A 21,500-nucleotide genomic window follows, 5' to 3' on the forward strand; every position below is an offset into this window, starting at 1 on the left:
ATCGATCACCGACGCGCCGGAATCTCATCGCCCCACCACCGCCGACTTCGACACACGCCCTAGCCGGAAGTGTCACCCACGTCCCGAGACTGGTCTGTCACGGACGTCTTGAGACCCGGCATCGCCGGCAGCCGGCTGTCGGGCTCCACTTGATGCGTGATACAGCGGCACCACTTGATGGGTGACACCGCGAGGCAGCAACGGATCAGCCTGAGGCACACTCGCCGCATGGATGAGCTTGTGTTGTCGGTGCCCGGCTACGACAGCGCGCATGGCGTCGTGGTGCCCGTGGAGGGTGGCACGGTGTCCGTCGAGATCGTGGACGGCTCCGTTGAGATCTTCGGCGACCGGGCGGGCCTGCGGGATCTGGCACGGTGGTGCCTGGCCCTCTCGGACGAGAGCGCACCGTCTGGGGCCCACATCCACCTCGACCCGGGGACCATTCCGCTGAGTCTCGATTCGGCCCCTCTGATGCTGGCCCGCGACCCGCGGGAGGACTAAGTCCAGGTCGTGTCACCCATCATGTGAAGCCAACCTGTAACGCATCTACCGGAGTACGACATCGCCGGCAGCGGGCTGTCCGACTCCGGTTGATGGTGACACGGCGCCCCTCGGTTGATGGTTGACATGGTCGCTCTCGCGTCGCACTGAAGACGCGACTCTGCGCAGTGAGCGGATATCGGCTGCCCAGGCGTCGTAGCTCCTGACGCTGTGAGTGCATTGACGCCGGCCTGTGATCGGCACGTAATGGCGATCGCCGAGGATCCCACCATGAGGCGGTCGGTCGCAGCGGCAGCAGCTGCGGTCATGGCATGGATTTCGCTGGGCGCCTGTTACCTTGGTCCGGATCCGGTGCAATATGCGGCCTTGGCCATGATCGCTGGGCGGCCGACGGCAGTCATCGCCGTCTGCGAACGATCAACAGTCAGCGTCGACCTGTACCTCAATGAAGACACCGTGGACCGTGACTTGCACCTCTGGTCCGTCACGTCACGCTGCCGGGGCGGGTTCAGGACGTCGAGGTGGAGCTGCTTGGCACGGCGCGACCCGGCTGGGAGATCAGCTCCAACGAGGAGGAGGTCATTGGCACCGGCCTCGGCAGCTTCAAGGTTGCACCGATGACATCGATCGATCCTGGACACCATTACACCCTCGACTCGTCGGCCAGTGGGCCTGAAGGTGCGAGGGCACCAGCGGTCACCTTCACCACCGATGACCTGCCGAAGATCGGAGCAGGCCAGGTGCTAGCCCCAATCGGCCATAAGCGTTCCAAGGTGCTGTCACGCGACTCGTTCGTCAACGAGCGCTGTGGCTAACACTCACGTCCAAGGGCGCACTCACATCGTGTCGTGCGCCGGTTGATGTTTGACACTGCGGCCTCGGCTGATGCCTGACATGATCGCGCTGAAGTCGCGCCTGGCTGATTGTCCGCTCTGGCGCCCTAGATGACGCTGAACGGATCGCAAGAGGTGGCCGGTGATCTCCTACGGCGTGAACGTCGCCCGTCCGTGTGGCGATTGCGCATCTGAGATGACCTGCGAGCTGGCGCAGCGCATCGTCCGGGACCGGCTGCACTGGACCGCCGAGTGTCATTGTCCCCACTGCGGCTCGACCGTTGAGACGTTCGGCTGGGATGACACCCCCGCCGAGATCCGCGATGCCTTGGTCGCTCGCAGCGGGTTGGCACGCCTCACCATCGAGGGCAAAACGGGACCTGGCCGCGCCGCGTTGCTGAAGGTCTTCCGTGATGCCGGTGCCTCGTTATCGGAGGCGAAGGCGGCGGCTCAGCGCGCGGTTACCACCGGCATCGAGGGGACCCGGGTAGAGCTTGAGCTGCTGAAGCAGCGACTCGAACGGAAGAACGTCATCGCGATCGTCAACGGTGGCGATAGTTGTTGAGTGTGTGAAGCATCAGGCGAGGCCGAAGTGTCAACCATCATGCGAGACCAGGCACGCCGGCAGCCGCCGTGTCCGGTCTCGGGACCTGCGTGACAGATCGGTATCAGGACCTGCGTGGCAGTCGCGAAGCGCTAGCGCGGGAGTCGAGCACGGGTTCGGGGTCCCGTGATCTCGGGCGGGGCGGCACTATGCGGACGTGCTGATTACTGGGTATGAGAACGACCCGCTGGTCGACGGCAGTCAGTTCCTGACCGACTCGCTGTTCTGGCCGACCTATTTGTCCGACACAATGACTTCCCACGATGACTCATTGGTCACCGCGCCGTTTGAGGTCGATCAGGAAGATTGTTGGAATTACTACGAACGCCTGACAGATCCAGACGCGTGGCCGGTGTTTCGGCTCGGGCTGCGCGAAGGGCACGAGATCGACGTGGTCTACCGGAACGTGACCGGGGCGGGGAGCACGGAGTTCGTCCTGTGCCGGTCAGGCGGGGAGTACAAGCTGGACCTGGCGAACGTGGGGGGACGCGAGTTCCGCCCAGGGCTGAGCTGGCCCGAGCTGATGGCCGCCGCGGACTGGTCGGGCACGCCGTACGGGGTGGTGGAGCCGGATGCCCGGCTGCTGCTGTTGCTGCCCGCATTCGGGGACGCGGATCTGCCGGCGGAGGCAACGGCGATGGTGACGGCCGCATTGACGAGTTGCGGCGCCGGGCCGGGGGCCCGTGAACTCGCCGAATGGTTGCTGGAGGACCCGGAGGAGTGGCCGCACTGGCGTCAGCAAAGCGATGGTGCTCTCGTCTGTGATGACCGGTACAGCCGGCGCAACCCCGAGGGGCCGGCTGCGCACTCGCCCGCCGACCTGCTGGAGATCTCATTGGCGCTGCGGGTCGCCTAGCCAGCTGTGTCACCCACGTCCCGAGACCGATCTGTCACGCAGGTCCTGCGCTGGCAGCCGCCGGCAGCCGACACGCCGGCAGCCGGCCGGTCGAACGTGTGTTCGACTAGGGTTGCTGGGGGTGGAGGTACGTGGTCGCTACTGGAACGGGGCGTGGGGTCGCATGGCCCGGCGGGATATCTGGCTGGTCTCCGACGGTCAGCTCTGGCGGGTCCGTGGCCGCCTCGGTGGTGATGGAGGTCAGGAGGTGTCCTACGGCTTCCGGGACGAAGCATCCGCCCGGTCGATGGCCGACCGGATGGTGAAGACCTCGGCCGGCACCTGGCGGGATCTCACGGAGGCAGTCCGGCAGGAGGCCAACCGCCCGCAGACCCATTAGCTATGCCCGGCCGCTGCCCGGTGGTCCCTCAGCGGCAGGCGTCTGCCCGGACGTGCACACCGCACCAGGTCGGCAAATCAACTGCCCACAGCCGCCAGCCGCCGGCGTCTCGCCGCGTCTCGAACCGCCAAGCGGGCAATCCCAGTGCTCGTCGGTCGACAAGCTCGGCTTTCTCTTCGACGCCTGACGTTGGGGTCAAGAAAAGGGGTCAGGCCCGGTCCATGAGGACCGGGCCTGAGGTGTTACTGCTGGTGCGCCGCCAGGGACTCGAACCCCGAACCCGCGGATTAAGAGCTTGATCTTGGTCGAGTCATGACGTCCAGCGGCGTCCGAGTAGTCCACCCGTTCCCGACTGAAGCCCCATTTTCGTCGAAACACAGACTCATATGTCCAGACAGATACTGACCGGTCCACGGCAGCCGAGCACCTGCGGAGCACCCACCGATGCACCCCTTGCTTACCACATGGGGCGACCGTGCGACTACCGGCCGGTACGCCAAGCTCTGCGTAACGAGGAGCCGCACTTCCTCACCGCGAGGCCCAAGCCCGCAGTCCCCCCGACATCTACGGGAACAGCTGCGACGGCGGATCGCCGAAGGTTGTGGACCCAGCTGCGCCGCTGCAAAAACAAATCCGCAATAGGGCCCGCCGGGGCGACCTGAGCGAAACTGAGTGACTAAACAGAAACTACGTAACGTCACCCGACCTTGGGCGGAACTCAGTCGGCGGACGACACCATACGACGAACGCATGTCGGATGTCGCTTCCGACTTTCGAAGCACGGAGATAAGACATGTGGCCCTGACCAATATTTTGGTCAGAGCCACATGCGAGCCATCGTTCCTCGTCGAGGCCCTCTGCGCGGTCCACGCGCTACTCTTCGACAGGCAGAGCCGAGCCGTCCTCCTCCTCGTCGAGCGACTGTGCTGTGCGGCGATATTGAGGATGACCTTCATCCATCTGTATGGCCGCGTGCAATGCGACTGGGTAGCGGGCACGGCCAGACCAGTACAGGGTCTGGTGACAGAGCTGAGCGGTGGCGACCGCGAGTGCCTCGTGAAAGACGCGGTCATTAAGGGCGATGGGGAATATCTCGGTAGCGGTCATCGAGTACCACGGTTCGGGCATCTCGCTCTTCCGGCGTTCTTCGCGGTTATCGGAGATGACGGACCGTTTCGCGTCCCATCTGGTGTACTTAGCGCCGAGCCGGCCCGAGTTGCCGCCGTCATAATTGCGGGGCACGTTGCACAGGACCCATACCGGGGTGCTGAAGTCCGTCTCGATCTCATACAGGGCGTTGGTCGTCTCGCCTTCCGTAACGGCGTCTCGTGAGCTGAGCACGCGGGTGTAGGCGATCGGCGGAGGCACTCTGTTGTCAGCAATGTTGACGCGGATGACGGCGTCGGGCCGTTCATCGTCCTGGAGGCTGTACCCCGGCAGCCAGTACTTGCTTTTCCGTGTATCGGGTCGGCTGCCCTGCTTGCTGTTCTGCAGCCCGTCCCAGATGCGGCGGGCGCTGTCCTCGTCGACGGTGACGATGTATGGCCGACCGTCGAGCTCCTCGACGAGGTCTTGCAATGCTTGTTCGATGACGGTGCCGACGTCGTCCCAGCGCTGACGGTACGACTTCTTGCCGCCGGTCTCCTGCGGGTATTCGGTCTCGTGGAACTGGTTCTGGGCTGGGCGGTAGGGCTGCCAGGAGGCGACGGTCGAGCTCCAGCCGAGCAATTGCCACACGTCGCCTGGCGCCGTCTGCGGGATCAACGCGGTTGCGGTCACGACCGTTCTGGGCGAGCTCTTCTCACCCTTGCGTTTGTTCTGCTGACGGATGTGAAAGCCGACGTGCGCGATGCGGTCGGCCCCGTACTCCGCGTGTCGCGTCTCAGGACGCAGGGCCTTGGCGATGCGGTCGTCGATGATGCCGAGGGAGCGGTAGAGGTCGAGCAGCGCCATCTCGGCCGGGTGGTCGGGGTCCTTTGGCTCGATGATGCCGTTGGTGTTCTTGCCGAGCAGATACTGGCTGGCGATGTCCTTGCTTGCCAGAATCGTTTTGCTCTGTGGCTTCGCGTCCGCGTCCTCCAGTTCGGCGGGTTTGAGGCCCGGGAGATCGTCGATGGTGGGGATGTGGGTTTCGCACCAAGCACCGATCAGGACGCCCCCGCTGGGATCGAGTCCTGCGGCGGCGGGTCTCAAAGCCTTTGTCCGGCCGTTCGGGCTACCATGTGCTAGGAAGTCCGCCGCGAGGTGGAAGACGGCGGTGATCGTTCCGCCGAAGAGATCGATCTCTTGGCCGTCGTGCGGGTCGAGGCCCTCAGTCTCAAGGCCGTACGTCTTGGCGAGGGCAGCGATCATTCGCAGCCGGGTTTCATCGCGGTACCAGAGGCAGACCAAGCGCAGCTTGGTGAAGCCGGCCGCCTTGACCGCAGCGGCGATGGAGGCGGGCTCGGGAAACGCGCTGCCCCTGCCTCGCAGAGCCTTCTTCGACCCGGTGGCTTCGCGTTCGACCTTACGGCGGTCCATCTCCGCCTTGGACACCTTCTCGGGATCGGTCGGGCGGTGCGGCAGAGCCATGGCGGTGGCGCGTGCGACGAGAGGTTCTGCCCGGTCCTCCAACCGGCCCAGGATGTGCTGATTCAGGACTCGCAGGTGGTGCATGCCGCTGCCGACGCCAATGGGGAATGGGCGGCTCTTGGGCAGGACGGGCCAGATCTGGTCGGGGCGTTCACGGGGAAACTTCAGGGTGGGCTTTCGGTCCCTGCCGGCCTCGGCGATGGCTTCGGCGCGCATGCGCTGTTCGGCCTGCGAGCGGGTCGCGATGGCTTGCAGGATGGAGTAGTCCATCTTGAGGCGTCCGAGAGCCTCAAGCGCGTATCGGCTGATCGTGCGGGCTCCGCCGCCGCCGTGCAGGCCCACTTCGAGGATCGGGTGGTCGTCACCGGGCTGGACCGCCAGCACCGTCCTGCTGTAGATCAGCGAGTCCGAGATGCGGGTAACCCGGGAGGTCACCATGAGTACGGGGGTGGCGATGTTCGGCACCGTCTGCAGGGTGAGAGCGGTACGTGACAGGGCGTACCGGCCGCCTTGGTCGTTTTCCCAAGGGTCGTCGAGGGCGATCAGCCCGCCGGTGACGTCCGGCCGCAACGGGATGGTAAGGCCCTCGCGAACCGTCCAGGGGCCGGCCAGCTTCTGCGCCAGGCCCCAGGCGATGGTGCGGAACACCCAATTTGGGGCAACCGGCTGGGTACCAGCCTGCGGCCGGATGTGCTCGGCGAGGTATACCTCGCTCTCAGGAGTATCGGCGATCTTCTGCGCCAGCTGTGGCGGCTGCCGCAGGTCGATCTCGTGGATCGCTGTGCCCTGGGCTAGCCCGTATGTGAGGGTGAACACCCGGCACAGGAGCTTGTCGTCGATCCGCTCCCGTGATGCGAGGAACGGCTGGGGCCCGCTGGGCTCGAAGTAGACGTATCCGCCGGTGAGCACGCTGAGCACAGTGGTGGCGATCGAGTACGGCGCCTGTGCCGAGTCGTTGCCGTACCGCTTCTGGCAGGCGCGGTCGAAGTTCTCCCACAGGGTGCGTGTCTCGGCGCCCAGGTTTCTCAGGTACACGACGTCGTCGCCGACGAGGTCGGGGGTGCAGCGGTACGCGAGCGTGTCGAGATAGCGTCCGGGCTCGCGGTGGTGTCGGGTCACTCGTCCTCTTCTCGAAGAGCGTCCAGCACGGTGTGCTCGTTGGGGTCGATTCCGGCGTACGACAGAAACGCGTTGAGTGCTTCGCCGTACAAGTCGTTCATTTGTGCGCGTACGTCGGGCGGCCATTTGGCGTGGATGCGGCGCAGGATGGTGTCGAGGTCAGCGCTCCAGGTGTCCTCGTGGAAGGCGAAGTCGACCATGTGCAGGACAGCCTCGGTGCCGCCGCGACGTGCCCGTCCAGCGAGCTGGATGAGGTCGACAATCATGCCGGCAACGACTTCCTCCTGCAGGGATTTCTGCATGGAGGTGAACTGGCTGGCTGAGCGCAGCAGCAGCCTCAGCCGCTCCCACGCGGCGTCGCGGGCGCCGGCAAGCGCGGCGACGGGATCGGTGCTTCCACCGGCAGGAAGGGCGCGCATCCCGGCCGCGTTTATGCTTCCGTACATCTCGGACGGCTCGTTGAGTAGTGCCAGGGGCCGCACGCACAGATACACCGACCGCACCGCGGAGCGAATGCCCTTGACGATGTTGAGGCCACGCGCGATCAGCGACAGCGGCACTACCAGGATGTTGCCCCGGTCCGGGAAGGTCTCGAACTCTTCCGGTGTCAGCCGGACGGCAACGTTTCCGCGGGGCAGATCCGGATTAAGACTGTGCCGGTCCTCTGCGCGCACGGCGACGCACAGCCCGGACCGGTAGTGACCGGACTGCGAAATGCCGCGGGCGAGCCAGGCGCACTGCTCGTAGGAGTTCGCGACGACAAGCACATGTGCACGGTCGGGGTCCTCAAGGGCTGCCCGTTCCAGCTCCCGGCGGATGTGCCGGTCGTACAGCTGGTCGCCGAGTTCGATCAAAGCGTCGCGTTTACGGCTTGTATGCAGACCCGAGACTTTGATCGGTTCGCCGAACAATGGATGCCCTTTGCCGTAGTCGATACGGCGTTTCCGGGCCTTGATGGACTTGGCTTGCGCGTCGGTCATCCACCATCGGACCGGGGCGTGAACGTGTTCGCGGACAGCCTGCGGGAAGAACGCCGTCGCGGACAGCCCCATGACCGGCCGTTGGGTCCCGGCCAGGCTCAGCGCGACGATCCCGCCGAGCTCGGCGGTGAACAGATGCGGGTCACCGCCGATGGTCTGGGCGACCAGTTCGGCGCTCTTCTGCTTGTCGTCGAGGCCGGTGACTCGGTAGCCGGTCAGAGAGCGGCCGAGCATGCCGATCGGCATCACCGAGGTGATCGCCGAGTGCTGCAGCTGTTCGACGATCTTCTGGGCGGATCGCAAGCCGGATGACCGGAATCCCTGCGCGCTCTTGCGAACCTCGGCCAACGCTTCGTCGAGTTCGATCATCACCGCGCGAGTCGCCAGCAGGTTAATGATCTGAGCTCGGCGGTGCCCGTCCTTGATGACGTCGCTCAACAGCTCGTGCAGTTCGAGCTTGACCGCGTCGAGCAGGCTCTCACCGCGGGGTCCTACCAGCGCGGTCAGGCCTCGTTGGACGTCCGCCCATACCGGTTCTAGCGCGCCGCTCGCGCGCCCGTGCCGGTCGGTGTGCTGGTAGCGCTCGGGCATCAGCGCGTTGATCCGTTCGACGACCTCGGTGGGGATGCCCGCGTCGCCCATGTCGAGATCAGGCCACAGCAGCCGGGCCAGCGTACGGTCGCGGCCACGGGACATGTGCCAGCGGCTGCTGGTCTGGTCGGGGATGCGTTCCTCGGCGCGCTGGTCCTCGGCGGCGTGCAGAGTGAGCGTATTACGGCAGATGCTCAGCAGCAGGAACTCGGCCATGAGCCGGACGTGGCTGACCGACGGCAGCAGCATGTTCTCGTCGTCGATGGGCAGCCGTTTCGCGTCGGTGTCGATTTCCTGCGGAGCCGATGTCCAATGACGGCGCGAGTGCAGTTTCACGTCGCTGGCGCAGCGTTCAATGGCCCGGGACTGGAACTGATCCACCTCGTCGATGAGCACGGCATGGCTGGTGCGCAGCGCAAACTCGGCGGCCGTCAAGGTGCGCACGGGCCGGCCATCGAGGTTGACGCCGATCCGGAGGGTGCCCTGCAGGAAGAGGAAGTGGTTCATCACGACCACGTTCGCGTCGCACGCCTCGTAGACCGGGGTAAATTTGCTGCAGGTCGGGATCCACGGGCAGGCCGATACCCCGACACCCTGCCGGCCGAGCGAGAGGCAGGGTTCGCGTCCGGGCGGGTAGTCGCCGGTGGCCTCGGTGAATTCCCGCTGCGCGCATCCGTAGGCGAGCGGGTCGATGTCGCGTTCCCCGCGTCTACCCCAGTCGCCGGGCGACAAGGGGTCCTCGTCGATCAGCGACGCGTGCTTGACGGCCCGCTCGTGCATGCCACCCGAAGACATCAGATGGGCGCACGTAGGCGCGTGGTCTGAGTCCTGTTGCTCGCGCAGGTAGGCTAGGTCGCCGCGGATGTTCCACGTCATGGCCAAGCAGGACTTGATGTCGGGCTGCACGATCGTGACCCGCAGGTTACGCAGGGCGAACCAGCTGGCCATGACGCGAACCAGCACGCTCTTACCGGTGCCGGTGGGAGCATGGAAGATTTCCAGGCCGCCGGCCGACAGAGTCAAGACTTCACGGGGCGAGACGACGTCGGTGGTCTGCAGCACCTCGAACAGCCCGGTGAGCGTGCTGTGTAGGAACCGCCCGTCCTGCGGGAACCGTTCGTCGATCTGGGCGGCCAGCGTCAGGAGCTCGTGCGTGGGAATCTGCAGCTCAGGCGTGTACGGGACGGTCGAGACGTGCGGCAGCCGGTCGAGAGTGAATGGTTCGGTGAAATGCGGATAGCGGGGAATCCGCACTCGCCCGTGGATCTGACCGCCGTCCTTGATATAGATCGTCGGCGTATTCCACGTGCCGGGGCCCGCGAAGTCCGGCGGCTTCGGGCGGGCGCTGGGGCGCCGGAACCGGGCGGTCTGACGATCGACGTAGTCGAGCAGGTTGCCGCCCACGCGAGGAAACGCAGCGTCTGCCTTGAAGGCGTTGTTCCCGACGAGCTCGAAGGCCGCAATGGGTGCCTGTTCGCCGTCGTTACCCTGGTCCGAGGGTGCGAGCACGGTGCGGGCGGCGACCGAGAAGGCGTGATGCTCCGCCATGTCGGCCGGGGCGATCGATCCGACCAACGCGATCCGCTGCTTCTCGTCGTGGGTGAGACTGTTCCAGCGGTCCCACACCGGGTATTTGCCGGACAGCAGGAACGCAGCATCTGCGAACCCGGCTGCCTCACGCGCATCACCGGGGATACGGCGCGGGAAGTAGTGGGCTGCCAGTGCCAGGGCGGCATGTACCACGCTGGCCCGCACGGTCGGTTCGCTCATGCCCACATCACCCCCGCCTGCTTGCAGACCAGCTCGGCGAAGGCCGAGGCGGTGGCCACCTTCATGTCGTACTGGTGGCACACCCCGGACAGCAGCGGAACCTGCCCGGCCCGGTAGTCCGGGACCACGAGCCATGCGGCGCCGCCGCGGTCACCCTCCTGCGCATGGATGAGGCTCGCGAGCGTCGTCGCCGACGTGTAATCCTTGACGTCGACCTTGAAGGACGTCTTTGTGCCGGGGATCTTCACCATTAGGTCGTAGGCGTCCAGGGCCGGCCACAGGTCCACCTTCAGCCCGCGTTCGACCAGCCGGTCCCGCAGCGCCAGCTCCGGAATCCCCGGAACCGTGGTGTATCGCCAGATGCCCCGCGCCAGCGCCTTGTGGTTCTCCGCCGGCATAGGCTGGGGAATACCGTCGATGTCGGGGAACAGCACCGCTTCGCGGCCGGCGGGACGGTCTAGGCGTGGTTCGGGAAGCAGTTCGGCAGCGGAACCGTCATCGCTCGGACGGAACAGGTAGGAGGCCCCCATCTCCGCATGCGGGGTGTGCCAGCATCGGGCCGACCCCACCAGAGCACCGGCGCTCTTGCCCAGCGCCAGCCGCATTGGCCACCGGCAGATCGGGCACTCGTACCACCAGCCCTGGTGAGTCGAGGCGTACGGGATGTCGGTGTAGAACTCAACCACGGTCGGTGGCAGCCGCAAGTCCGCCAGCCCGTCGGTAGGCCCGGACGGATATCGGATCAGATCCTCACGCCCGTTCTCGTAGACCGATTGAACGCCCTGCTTACTCAGCGCCAGGTACACCGTCTCCTGCTCGACCTCCTCCCGTAGCTCGCGCACGCCTCCGAGCATGTCCGTGCTGCGATCGAGCTTGCGCAGAGTGTGCAGCAGCATCCGCTGCTCGAAGTCCAGATCGAAGGCGTCCTCCGTGACCTGTCCGTCGTGATCCAGGACGAATAATCCCTTGAGGTCGACTGGCTCTACCCCGTCGGGCAGCAGCTGCGCAAGGTCACTCGAAAGCGCCTCACGGAACCGTCCAAAAGGCAGCGGGCTTCCCGGGCCGCGGGCAGCCAGCACGATGCCGTGGCATTCCATCAAGGTCTCCAGCCGTCGCTCCGGCTTCCATCCAGCAGCAGTGAGTGCCTTCGCGGCGTGCAGGGCTGCCTTGGTCACGAGGTAGCGAACATGAGGATCACTTAGTGTGCGGTTTTCGTCATCGACAGGATGGGCCACGAGGGCGGATGTTAGACCCGCCCTCCGACAAAAACGGGCCCCGGAAGCGATCGGGGTCGGTGTCAGAAATCAGACGACGAGGCTCTCGAGTCCGGTACAGTCCACGCGCGGATACCGCTGACCATAGATGCCTGTGAACTCGACGACATGACGCCGGCCGAGATCCGTCAACCGCCACCGAAACTCCGCCACGTGCGTCCCGCCGGGAGCCAGCACCGGCACCGCCTCGATCAGCCCTCGGCTCGGCGGACCACCGGCCGCGTTGCGATAACCGACGCCAAGAAAGAACAAAGGTCTGCCCGCCAGCCGGTCCTCCGGCAGACCTTCGGGTTCGGCCAGCGCGACACGGACCAACACACCCCATAACCACTCCGACAACAGATGTGGCTCTTGATCCACTTCGACAGGCTTGTCCAGGCCTGCCCGTGCCGCAGCCCGTCCGCGTCGGGTGATCTTGACGGCGACCCGGACGACCTCACCGGCAACAGGGTGATCGATTACGTCCTCAGTCACGATCACCAGGCCCCGCCGGGCTAGGGCGTGCACCGTCCGGCCGGCACCCGGGTCATGAACCCCACGCCGGCGCAGCCGCTCCTGCAGACGCGTATAACCCGTCTCTGACGACGCCGCCTTCAGGGCCAGCGGCAGCTGACGCCACTCAGCGGCCGGTGGTACCGGTAACCGCTGCAGCCGGCGCATCCACATCTCGGTCTCGGTCATCCGGTCGTCGCGCATGATCTCGCCCAGATACACGCGCTGGCGCTCATTGAGTGACGCCCATGCCTCGATAGCAGCCCGAGACGGGCCGCCCCGACCTACGCTCTCCACCACCGGCGCAGGATCCGCCGGTCGGGTGCGCATCCACGCATCCAGAACCATCCGGGTCGGCACCCCATAGATCTTGGCCAGCGGAGGCAGGAGGCGACCGGTCACCAAAGGCTCATCCCAACCCCGCCCGACCATCGGCTCACCGCATTCGAGCGCAGACAGCGCCTCAGCCGACACACGCAACTCTTGACCAGCGTGAGACGCCTCCAACAACTCCGATGCACGGGCCAGCGTCAGCCCGATCAAAAAGCGCAAATCGGCAAGCGTCTCCTGGCCTGGCTCGATGTCGATCAACTCATCAGGGCGGCAACTCACTGCCTCGGCCAAGCGCTCCAGCTTAGGCGGAGCGGGCGCGAGCAAACCTTCCTCGTAGAGGAACACCTTCCGGGCGGACAGGCTCGCGCGTGCGGCCACCTCGCGCCGCGACAAGCCAGATGTCATCCGCCGTGCGGCCAGCGCCCCCGGAACCAGCCGACGAGCCGTAGGCGCGTTCATGTCCGCACCGACAACGTTCGTCACACCGTCCACGTCAGTCCAACATCCGCAGACATAGCCTTCATAGCCCCCGCAACCGTCTCCACCTGCGACGATAACCCGCTACAAACCAGACTGCAGGTGACCTAGCCCGAACTACCCACCGACCCCCTGCACTGACCTATCGAACATATGTTTGATCGTCGCACGGATGCGCCGACTAGTCGAGCAGCCGTGGTCGCAGGACTCGCGTAGCTCAAAAGAGGGTCTACTGACGTTCTCGTGGGTTGGGTTTCATGATCGTCCGGGGAGTGGTGGGCAGAGGCCGCCGCGGCGGAGGTTAGCCATGGTGATCAGCGCTGTGGCGCTGCGGTAGCCGTACGCCTGGCGGGTCAGCACCCGCAGGTGCACGTTGTTGGCTTCGATCCGGGCGTTGGACAGTCCGCTGTCCCGTACCAGCCGAGCGCGCCTGGCGCGCACCGTACGACCTGCGTCAGCGCCTCGGACACCTCGACCCAGCGCGGATGGTGGCCGAATCCGAGCAGGTCCGCGCAGCGGTCGCCAAGCCGCCGGCACTGCACCGGTTCGTCAACAACACGCCCGGATGGCTGGTCGCCGCCGCAACCATCGTCGTGAACGAATACGGTGGCGACGCCGGCCAGATCTGGGCGGGCGAACCCCGCGCGGCCGACCTGGCCGCCCGGCTACGGAAGTTCCCCGGCATTGCACAGAAGAAGTCGGCGATGACAGTAGAAATTCTGGCCCGCGATTTGACGGTGCCGATACAGGAGCTGTCCGGCACCGACATCGCCTACGACGTGCACGTACGGCGAGTATTCCTGCGCACCCGCCTCGCCGAACGCGACGACCCCGGCCACATGATGGAGGTCGCGCGATGGCTGCATCCAGAGCGACCCGGAGAGCTCGACTACCCAGCGTGGCTGATCGGGCGGCGCTGGTGCGGACCAGGCGCGCCCGACTGCGGCCCCTGCCCCCTGCGCTCCATCTGCCCGAAGGACATCGCCCAAGCGGCGGCGGTGTGAGGGCACGTCTCTGTCTACCGCGTAGGTGCCCGGTCGTCCGGCCATACCGGGCCAGTAGACCCACTCGTCCGGTTCGGCAGCGACGGTCAAGTCCTCACGCAGTGCGCAGGGGTACCCATCCGCGGCCAGGTTTCGTGGCCCCGGTTTACATCTGGGCCGGCGGTGCTGGGTCGCTGCCGGCATCCTCGCTGACTGCCGCCCATCCGCCATCGAATCGAAACTCTTCAGCACGAGTTACGGGGTTGGCGATGCGTAGAATGCGCGCTTGGGCGTCGTCGAGGGCGTGCTCGACCACATACAGCCAGAACGTATCTGGGTGTTGCTGTGCGAAGTCAAACTGTCTACGGGACACGGCCACTCCCATGTCGCTCCAGGCACCGGCGGTCGACTTCACCTCGATGTGGCGCAGCACCTGGCCAGTGTCGTCACGTGATGTCACGTCGAAGCCGGGGTTGTTGTGCGCCATCACCTCTGGGTGGCGTCCCGCTCCGCGCTCGGCCGCTACTACCCGACTGATGCCCGCGCGGTCCACCGGTGACCGATCCATTGCCGTCCGGGTTGCCCGTTCGCTGTCGTCGATCATCACATAGGAGCGCAGACGACCACGAGGGCCGCGGGGCATCGCGGCGTCTTCGGGCGGCCGTCGGGGGCTGGGCGGTGAGTAGGCGTCGCTGGGGCATTGCCCGGTTCGACCGTCAGAGACCTCTGGCGTAGCGTCGGGTGCACCCCCTAGTGGATCATGGTCGGCAGTTGGCCGCGCGCCGGTAGCCCGATTCCGGGTTGTACCGACGGGTTGCATGCCAGCTGTCGTACCTGTGTCATTGGGCTCGTTGATCGTGTGTTCCGCGTCGGCGGCCCCGTCCGGGGTGTGCTGGGGCTGGCTATTGTGAGGCTCGCCCGCTGGGGTGTCATTGCCGAACCCTGCAGTGGGCCCGGCTTGAGCAGGAGTGACATCGACGTGTTCAAGTCGGGGCCATCCGGCATCGTCGAGAGCGCTGTGCGCGGCATCTAGCGACGGCGCATTCAACGCCACGTATAGGCTCGAGGCGAGTGGCCCGGGTGTCTCTCCGGGGTACAGGGCTCGGGCTAGTTCCTTGGCGATCAGCATCCACGGCCAGCCGTCGTCGTGCGGGCAGCTGATTAGCTGGGCTTCACGGTCTACGCCGGGGTCTGCGGGCACGTACAACGCTCTGAGCCGGGTGTCACCCGAAGCGAGGCCGAAGTCGCGGAGGTGGTAGCGGACCCGCAGCACTGGGCTCTGCGGGAACGAGAGTTCGGCAAGGGTTTCGGCAAGCCGCTGCAGTCCTTGGGTGTTCCTGTCGAGGACGCGTGCCAGCGCGGGCCGTCGGATCTCCATCTGTTCGAGAACCGCACCGACGCGGGTGGTTTCGTGGATCTCAAGGATCTCGACGGTCACGGCTTCGGTCATGCTCCGCACGCCAGCCGCCTGGAACGCCCGCCACATGCCCTCCTTGCGCCGGATGACGGCGTCGCCGACGTTGAGGGCCTCGGCGACGCCTGGCATGTCGTCGATGAGCAGCCGGGTCGGCGGGGTTAGTACGGCGGCGGCGTTGGGTACGACCGGCAAGTCACGCAGTGGCCCGAACCAGTCGCCGTCTACGTCACCGCGGGCCAACGCCGCGTCCAGCATCTGCCAGCACCGCCAAATCACGGCGAGGTCATGCTCATCCACGACCGGTTCATGGAAGCGTTGCCGCTGCTCGCGGGCGACATCGATCAGCACTGCCCGGGCGTCGTCGTGGTCAGGGACGCGCTTGACGCCGAGCCTGTCGAGCAGGTCGCCGAACGCATCGAATTCCGATTCGAGCTGCCACCTGAACCGCTCGAACGGGTTCTGCTGCCGAAAAACGGCGGTTGGCGCGACGTATCCGCCGTCGGGTAGCGGCAGGCAGGCCACGCCGACAAGAGGACCGAGCGCCTCGTCTGTGCTGTTGCGGTTCAGTTCCGCGTACACGTCGCGGCCGACTGGCGCTCCCCGGCGCACGAGGGTGAGCAGGTTAGCGACGACCTGGGGCACGGACGGGTTCGTTTGGACCCCGAGCCAATGCAGGAAGTTAGCCCCGTCCTGCTGGAGTGTTGCAGGGACGGCAAGGAAGCGGCCTTGGGTTGCGAACAGCGTCTGGCGGAAGATGTTGTGCACCTCGGCCGGGCGGTACCAGGTGTTGTCGCCGCGGGCGGGTAGCCAGGCCAGCTCACGCAGTGGGTTGAGCTCGGCCGGCGCCGGGGTCCGCCGGTCCGGCACGAGCCGGCCGAGGAAGGTGATGATGGCTGCGACCGATTGCCGCGCGCTGGCGTCTTGGGCACCGGCAGCCAGGCGCCGGGCACGCTTCACGACGTCGAGCAGTCGCGGCTCGTGCGCTACGCCGAGCCACTCGTACAGTGATTTCGTCGACGACTCGTGGCCTGGCAGCGGGCGGGCGACCGGCGCCTGCGCGCCGAGCACTTCCGCCACCGTCTCACTGGCGAAGTAGCACGACGATGCGGCCACAAACCCGGTGCCGCAGGCGACGAGTGGCAGCGGGGCCAGCGCTTGGCGCACCTGCGCGTCGTTGTCGAACTGATCCAGGCGGGTGGCGAGGTCCACGACCAGTTGCCGCCAGCGCGAATCGATGAGCATCCCGCGGCGGTGAGCGGCGTGTGGCAGGAAGTCGGTGAGGTAGGTATGCAGCGTCAGCCGCTTGACCCCTAGCCGCTCGAGGAAGCCGATGTGCTCGCTGACCTGCTCGGTGGCGATGGCCTCGGCTATGCCGAGCCGGTCAGTGAAGCCGCCGGGAAGCACGACCTCGTCCAGCCGTCGATACCCGCTGCCGGTTGGGTAGATGGGCAACGCGCGGACCCGGGTGCGCAGGTCACGGTTGACCAGGATCGCCTGCTCGTAGGAGCGCAGCCAGGACAGAAAATGCGCCGCGGTGACCCGCTGGATATCCAGCGCGTCTCGCAGCCGCTGCGCGCCGTCGTTGTTCGCCAACAGAGTAAGGACAAACGGCAGGTCAAGCCGCGGGCACAGCGCGGTGAGTCCTTCGCAGCCAGATGGTAGTGCGGTTTCGTCCAGCAACGCGACGCCGAGGCCCAGGTCGGTGACGAGCCGGGCCGTGAGGAGGTGGTCGGCGCGTTTGAGCTGCTCCGCCGGCCACAGGCGGCCGTCCGTGCCAGGCACTACAGCGGTGCGCCGCAGCGGCATGCGATCCACGGACGATGTGGTACGGGTGAGCAGCCGCTCGAGCTCCCGCCAGAGAATCTCCCGCAATTCGCGCGTCGCGATGGCGGCCGGCAGGTCGGCTGCGGATGTCGGGCCAGTCAAGCCCTTGTCCTGCAGCGCGGTGGCAAGGATCTCGATCGAGAGCTGGCGGGCTCCGGACCGCCCGGGCATCCGCCGTACGAACGCCCCGACATCTGGGTGCATCACGAGCAGGCCGAGCTGCTCGAGGACAGGGATTACCTCGTCCTCATCGCTCGAGTAGAGAAAAACGGCGTTCGCGGGTGTCGTCCACTCTGAGGTGGTCGTCCACATCACCGGCGACGTAGCCAGGATGCCGTTTATCTCCTCCCAAAACGCGCCGATGCCGGTGTCAGGACGGGCCGCCCTCGCCTCGTACGCGGCGAAGATCAGGCGCCACAGCTGTTCATGTCCCAGCAGCGGGGCGAAGTCGGGCAGCCGGTCGGCGAGAACTCGGGCGGCGGCGCGCACGGCCAGCCGGTTCCATTGCCCGTGGAAACTGTCGACAATCAGGTGCCGACGGTCGGACTCAGGGTAGAAGTCCGCGTTGACGTGCAGCGGCAGCCCGCTGCGCTCGTCGGTGGGCAAATAGGCACACAGCAGCCCGTCGACGTCGTCAGTCAGCGGGACCGCGACGGTCACGTCGGATCGACGTCCGTCCTCAATCTTTCCGGGAAACTCCTCGCGGAGCGCCGCCGCATCCTCGGCGAACTCCCCGTGCAACATCAGCCATTGGCGGGCCTCGTCTCCGCCGATGATCTCGCAGAGGTCGTCGGCGTCCTCTCGGACGTAGCGGCACACAGTCTGACCGTCACGTAACAGCTCGACCGTGCGGACATGCCTCAGGAACAGCATCGCGGTCGGCAAGGCCCCGACGAGGGTGTCGAACAGCCGCTGCGGACCGTCGGGGGCGATCGCGGCGCTGCCGGTCGCCTGGCGAAACAGCGAGTTCGGGTCACGGGCCCACGGCAGGATGAACATCGTGCCATCCGCGTCCGAAGCTGGGCTCTCCATAATCCGGCGTTCTTCCGGCTGCATCTCATCGATGTCCCAGCGCCGCCCGTTGGAGACCAGCACTGCGGTGTCAGCGACCTGGTAGACCGCGGTGAACCCGATCCCAAATGCGCCCGTGGTGTCGATGCGGTCACGCTTGTCGCCGCTGGCCACCTCTCGGAAGCTGTGGAAGTCGCAGCGGTGACCGCGCTCGGCCAGGAACAGGCACTCCCCGGGGGCAAGGTCCTGATCACCGCAGTCGGAGAACACGGCATCGTTGAACACGACGAGCGCGTCGTGTGTGATATCGACCCGCAGCGTGGTCGCTCCGGCGTCGTCGGCGTTCTGCAACAGCTCGAACGTGAGCGTGGCGAAACCGGTAAGGTCCCGCAGCATCCTGCCGAGGTTTCCGTGGTAGTTGATGCCGCGGCTGCGCGCGGTCCCGGATCGCGGCCCACCGGCTGCCTGGTGCACTGACAATCGGACCTCCCTTGCGGGATAGCCTAACGACCTGGTGCACGGTTGCAGATGCTTGAGTATCGATGATCGCGCGATGGTTGGTGCTGCGATCATGATGGATCGTCGGGTGAGACGTCTCTTAGCCGACCGGCTGACCCGACGGTAGACGCAATGGCTCGGAACCTCCAGATTGTTGACCGCTTCCGCGACCGGGCTCCGTGGGGCACGCTCAACCAGGCTCCCCGAGACTGCCCTCTGTTCGAGCGCCACGCGCTGTCATGTCGCCGAACCCCCACCCGAAGCCGGGGGTCTCGTAGTGGGGCAGAGCGAACGGGGGATCGACGACATGGGCGGACTTCAGTCCGGCGGCGGGACCAGTGCGGTTGCCGCCTCAGCTCATGCCGGGTGCGAGCGGTTCCGACTGACCGATCCGTTCATCACCGGCAGGACCCGCAAGGCCCTCGCCGCGTACATCGGGCACCCTGACATCAGCGCCGGGATCCCCGAAGCCCGCTGGATGCGAGCGATGACCTTCGAGGCGCTGGTGCACTCCGAGCGGTTCGTCACCGAGTTGCTCACCAAAACCGTTGGGCAGCTCGGCCTCCCCCGCCCGAAGGCGGTGCGTCGACGCGACTGCCACGGCGTCATCGACACCACGGCCAAAGAGCTCGCCCAGGCGCACCTGAAGGCGAATTTCTCCGGCGAAGCCACCATGCTGACCGCGCTCGCCGTCCCGTACCTCAAGCTCGAGGACGTCCCCGGCGCCACCGCGGTCCAGCCGGACTTCGCGATCGTCTGCCCACGCCTGGCCGACGATGACCGGATTATCGGGTCCTGGCTGATCGTGGGCGACGCGAAGGACTACGAGCGAATCCGTTCCCGCATCGACGACGGCCGGATGCTCAAGGGCTTCCTGCAGGTTGCCCTCGGCGCCGAGTCTGCCGCCGCATGGAGCATGCTGCCCAACGGCATGCAGGTGCACCGGTACGGTGCGCTGGCCGTGCCGCGCAACGCCTTCCTGCAGCCCGAGGCGGTCGTTGAACTGCTGGATGACCACCGGGACGAGGTGCGCACCCGCGCCGATGAGCGGCTGGCGGTGAAGTCCACGCTCGGCGACAGCGCGCCGGCGGAGGACGAGCTGGTGACGTACGTCGCTCGCCTTGAGGCAACGTTTGACCCGGGCAGCTGCGTGACCTGCAACCTTTTCTCGTGCTGCCGGGAAGAGCTTCGCGCGGCCGACGACCCACTCGCCCTGCTCACCGAGATCGGCGTCGACCGACTCACCCGACCTGCGGTCGTGGGGCTCGTCTCCGGCACCGGGCAGATCGGAGAGGTGCCATCCAGCACGATCGCGCAGGTCACTGCCACTGTCACCGGCCTCCCGCAATGGATCGGGCGTTCACGCACTGACCCGTGCGGCCTGCCCGGCTCCATCAATCTGGTGCTCGTCAAGTCTGATGCCGCGGCCCTCGGCGTGCATGGCGTGGCCCTGCAAGGTGTGGGCGCGGACGGGCCTGGCGCGTGGGTACGGCGGACCTTCTCCGAGCCACAGTCCCCGTTCACGCGACGGGCGATGATGCGCCTTCTCGGCCGCGCCATCCGGGAGCTTCATGAGGCGGGCCTCGGGCCGGTCCATCTGGTCGTTCCGGACCGTCCGACCGCTGACCTGCTGGCGACCGCGGCGGACTCCCTGGCCGGCGTTGAGCTGAGTCGGCTGCGTTGGCAGCACGATCTGGATAGCGGTCGCCCGGCGCTGACATTCGACGGCGAGCCCGCGACACTGCCGGACCCGCTGGACACCGACGAGCGGGTCGCGGTCAGCTTTCTTCTTGAGGAGGACCGGGCGCGGGCGATGAGCCTTCGGACCCCCATCGTGGACCTGCGGTCCGTGCTTGCCTCGCATGTCGTGCCGGGCGGCCCCGCGGTGGACACGGGCCGCCTCGACTACCTCGTCACCTGGGCAGAGGCAACCGACCCGCTGGACCACCGGAAGGTGTCCGACGACATCGCCGAGCGACCCGAGACCCCCGGCTCGCGGCTCTCCAACTCCGCGTCAGACGCAATCCATCGAGCCCTTCGCGAGGGAAGGGAACTGACGGCGTACGACGCGCTGGTTCAGGACGCTCTGGACTACCGCATCGAGGTGCTCGGGCGGGCGCTGGCGGTACTTGAACGCCTGGACGCCTCCCGACTGCGCCAGGTGCACCGCGAGCTGGAGGGCGACGCCCAGGAGGTGTGGGGACGTCGGTTGGCGCTGCAGGCCTCGGATCTGGTGCGGTTCTCCCGGACCTATCCGAACTGGCGCAACATTCAGGTAGTGATGCTCGACGCCGACCGGAGATGCTTCGACCAACTCACTTGTCTGGCCGACGCCTCCGCCGCGCGCGACAAGGCGACCGACGCTGGCGTGCGGGAGCTTGCACTCGCGACCGTGATCGACCTCGACCCCGTCCGCCTGGACGTGAGGTCGCGGCGCCTGGTCGACGGCTCTCGGGTCGTCGCCCTCCACATCAACGGCCGCAGCCTCGTCGAGGAGCCCACCACGACCGTCAAGACCCAGAAGGGATCGTTCAAGCTGGGCCAGCTCCCGGTGGCCACGCTGAGGGAAGTCCGGGGCGTCGAGGGGCTCCTCTGGGAGCCGACGGTCGCACCCCGCTTGGCAGTCGGCGACGAGTTGGTCCTGGCGGACACAGCCTGGTTCGGCAAGCCGCTCCGGTCAGGTCACGAGGTCGCAGTGTCGCGACCGTCCCTGGACAACCAGTCCGCCCCCAAGAACACGTGCACCGCATCGACCTATGCCTCCGATCCAGAGGGCCACCGGTGGTGCTGCAGGCCGCACACCGTTGCCGAGGCCGAATGGTCCGACCTGCTCGCGCAACGCCGGGAACGTGGCGAGCTGAACCCCGAGGTGTGGCCACCCCTCGTCGATGAGGAACGGTTCGACGTCGGCCCGGGCACCGACGCACCCGAACCCCCGCCCGCACCGGCGCCCGACACCCTGACCATCGACGACCTGGACTGAGCAG

13 protein-coding genes are annotated in these 21,500 nt (G+C 66.6%); 7 read left to right on the forward strand and 6 right to left on the reverse strand.

Going from position 1 to position 21,500, the window contains the following annotated elements:
* Positions 1 to 228 precede the first annotated feature (228 nt).
* The 5 genes from ACFOYX_RS00270 (at position 229) to ACFOYX_RS00290 (ending at position 3,173) form a co-directional block, all read left to right on the forward strand.
* A complete protein-coding gene (locus ACFOYX_RS00270; protein WP_322442511.1) occupies positions 229 to 501 on the forward strand; it encodes a hypothetical protein in 273 nt (90 codons plus the stop codon).
* Between the two features lie 521 nt (positions 502 to 1,022).
* Positions 1,023 to 1,316 (forward strand): hypothetical protein, encoded by a 294-nt coding sequence (locus tag ACFOYX_RS00275; protein ID WP_322442510.1) that lies wholly within the window; start codon positions 1,023 to 1,025, stop codon positions 1,314 to 1,316.
* A gap of 160 nt (positions 1,317 to 1,476) precedes the next feature.
* On the forward strand, positions 1,477 to 1,899 hold the full coding sequence (locus ACFOYX_RS00280; RefSeq protein WP_322442509.1) for a hypothetical protein: 423 nt from the start codon (positions 1,477 to 1,479) through the stop codon (positions 1,897 to 1,899).
* Positions 1,900 to 2,095: 196 nt separating this feature from the next.
* The gene (locus ACFOYX_RS00285; protein WP_322442508.1) at positions 2,096 to 2,794 is read left to right on the forward strand and encodes a hypothetical protein; all 699 of its coding nucleotides are present in this window, start codon (positions 2,096 to 2,098) and stop codon (positions 2,792 to 2,794) included.
* 121 nt (positions 2,795 to 2,915) lie between these two features.
* Positions 2,916 to 3,173 carry a hypothetical protein gene (locus ACFOYX_RS00290; RefSeq protein ID WP_322442507.1) on the forward strand — a complete coding sequence of 86 codons (258 nt, stop codon included), beginning with the start codon at positions 2,916 to 2,918 and terminating at the stop codon, positions 3,171 to 3,173.
* Between the two features lie 873 nt (positions 3,174 to 4,046).
* Here ACFOYX_RS00290 and ACFOYX_RS00295 read toward each other — a convergent pair.
* The 5 genes from ACFOYX_RS00295 to ACFOYX_RS00315 all read right to left on the reverse strand — a co-directional run bounded on the left by ACFOYX_RS00295 (position 4,047) and on the right by ACFOYX_RS00315 (position 13,221).
* Positions 4,047 to 6,863: an RNaseH domain-containing protein gene (locus ACFOYX_RS00295; protein ID WP_322442506.1), complete on the reverse strand. Its 2,817-nt coding sequence runs from the start codon at positions 6,861 to 6,863 to the stop codon at positions 4,047 to 4,049.
* Positions 6,860 to 10,204 carry a hypothetical protein gene (locus tag ACFOYX_RS00300; RefSeq protein WP_322442505.1) on the reverse strand — a complete coding sequence of 1,115 codons (3,345 nt, stop codon included), beginning with the start codon at positions 10,202 to 10,204 and terminating at the stop codon, positions 6,860 to 6,862. Before ACFOYX_RS00300 ends, ACFOYX_RS00295 begins: the two co-directional genes overlap by 4 nt.
* Positions 10,201 to 11,439: a hypothetical protein gene (locus tag ACFOYX_RS00305; RefSeq protein WP_322442504.1), complete on the reverse strand. Its 1,239-nt coding sequence runs from the start codon at positions 11,437 to 11,439 to the stop codon at positions 10,201 to 10,203. The genes ACFOYX_RS00300 and ACFOYX_RS00305 overlap by 4 nt, the downstream gene beginning before the upstream one ends.
* A 69-nt stretch (positions 11,440 to 11,508) precedes the next feature.
* Positions 11,509 to 12,786 carry a helix-turn-helix transcriptional regulator gene (locus tag ACFOYX_RS00310; protein WP_322442503.1) on the reverse strand — a complete coding sequence of 426 codons (1,278 nt, stop codon included), beginning with the start codon at positions 12,784 to 12,786 and terminating at the stop codon, positions 11,509 to 11,511.
* Positions 12,787 to 13,035: 249 nt separating this feature from the next.
* On the reverse strand, positions 13,036 to 13,221 hold the full coding sequence (locus ACFOYX_RS00315; RefSeq protein WP_322442502.1) for a transposase: 186 nt from the start codon (positions 13,219 to 13,221) through the stop codon (positions 13,036 to 13,038).
* A gap of 44 nt (positions 13,222 to 13,265) precedes the next feature.
* On the opposite strand from ACFOYX_RS00315, the gene ACFOYX_RS00320 reads away from it, so the two are divergent.
* Positions 13,266 to 13,784: a hypothetical protein gene (locus tag ACFOYX_RS00320; RefSeq protein WP_322442501.1), complete on the forward strand. Its 519-nt coding sequence runs from the start codon at positions 13,266 to 13,268 to the stop codon at positions 13,782 to 13,784.
* 145 nt (positions 13,785 to 13,929) lie between these two features.
* Here the strand turns inward: ACFOYX_RS00320 and ACFOYX_RS00325 are convergent, their stop codons facing one another.
* Positions 13,930 to 18,411: a DUF3883 domain-containing protein gene (locus ACFOYX_RS00325; protein WP_322442500.1), complete on the reverse strand. Its 4,482-nt coding sequence runs from the start codon at positions 18,409 to 18,411 to the stop codon at positions 13,930 to 13,932.
* Between the two features lie 379 nt (positions 18,412 to 18,790).
* On the opposite strand from ACFOYX_RS00325, the gene ACFOYX_RS00330 reads away from it, so the two are divergent.
* Positions 18,791 to 21,496: a hypothetical protein gene (locus ACFOYX_RS00330; RefSeq protein WP_322475116.1), complete on the forward strand. Its 2,706-nt coding sequence runs from the start codon at positions 18,791 to 18,793 to the stop codon at positions 21,494 to 21,496.
* Positions 21,497 to 21,500 lie beyond the last annotated feature (4 nt).

Origin of the sequence: Micromonospora sp. GCM10011541 (assembly GCF_042650725.1) — a bacterium.
GTDB lineage: Bacteria > Actinomycetota > Actinomycetes > Mycobacteriales > Micromonosporaceae > Micromonospora > Micromonospora sicca.

Coding starts and splice junctions, on each gene's coding strand:
- ACFOYX_RS00270 (WP_322442511.1), top strand. CDS start 229: ATGGATGAGCTTGTGTTGTCGGTGCCCGGCTACGACAGCGCGCATGGC.
- ACFOYX_RS00300 (WP_322442505.1), bottom strand. CDS start 10,204: ATGAGCGAACCGACCGTGCGGGCCAGCGTGGTACATGCCGCCCTGGCA.
- ACFOYX_RS00320 (WP_322442501.1), top strand. CDS start 13,266: ATGGTGGCCGAATCCGAGCAGGTCCGCGCAGCGGTCGCCAAGCCGCCG.
- ACFOYX_RS00325 (WP_322442500.1), bottom strand. CDS start 18,411: ATGCTGCGGGACCTTACCGGTTTCGCCACGCTCACGTTCGAGCTGTTG.